The organism is Pantoea sp. SIMBA_079 (assembly GCF_046940275.1).
Classification (GTDB): Bacteria; Pseudomonadota; Gammaproteobacteria; order Enterobacterales; family Enterobacteriaceae; genus Pantoea; species Pantoea borealis.
This window is the reverse complement of the sequence record NZ_JAWRYR010000416.1, coordinates 1-266: the sequence shown is the minus strand read 5'-3', so window position 1 is coordinate 266 and position 266 is coordinate 1. Positions and strand designations below refer to the sequence as shown.

Annotated in this window: 1 pseudogene; it reads right to left on the bottom strand. The window is 48.1% G+C overall.

The annotated features are described in order from the left end of the window. A pseudogene (locus SB719_RS20605) lies at window positions 1–237 on the bottom strand (D-hexose-6-phosphate mutarotase); the annotation flags it as partial. Between the last annotated feature and the right edge of the window lie 29 nt (window positions 238–266).

The window sequence follows — 266 nt, the reverse complement described above, 5'->3', positions numbered from 1 at the left end:
AACCGGTACGCCACCGCGAATAGCGATGCCATTTTTGAACGGTGTGTTGTTGCTCAACCACAGAACTTCTTCTTCACCCGCAGGTTTCCACGAGAGAAGGTGTGCGCCCTGTAATGCAAAAGAGGCTTTTACCTGGGGATGATCGACCACAATGAGGTCCAGTTCATCCAGTTTACGACGGGAGAGGACAGGGGAGATTTGTTCGATGACCGGAAGGGCAAAAATTTTCTTAATCATGACGCAGTCCTTTAACTTCATTTTATCAG